Below are 262 nucleotides of genomic sequence, written 5' to 3'. Positions count from 1 at the left end.
ACCCAATCGTCATTAGCTGGTCTAGGGATGAATTGTGTTGGAAATGCTGTTCTTTCAACTGCAGTTAATATAAATATCGCTGACAGTAAATCAATATTTACTGGCGGTGTATCTACCAGAACATATGTAACTCAGGCAGGAATGAGTGCCTTTGGAGGATTGGCAGTAAACAAAATAAATAGTTCTTCCCTTTTTAAAAGTGCAGTTGTAGGAACTTATATGCGTACTACATCAAGCTTAGGACAAACAGCAGGAACAGCAG

The 262-nt window shown here is 38.9% G+C and carries 1 protein-coding gene; it reads left to right on the top strand.

Annotated features, from left to right (window positions below):
- Positions 1 to 27: 27 nt before the first annotated feature.
- On the top strand, positions 28 to 262 hold a 235-nt coding region (locus SB752_RS32710; RefSeq protein WP_410719549.1), incomplete at its 3' end, for a hypothetical protein.

The organism is Brevibacillus sp. SIMBA_040 (genome assembly GCF_046535075.1).
Lineage (GTDB): Bacteria > Bacillota > Bacilli > Brevibacillales > Brevibacillaceae > Brevibacillus.
This window is presented reverse-complemented; position numbering and strand designations above follow the sequence as displayed.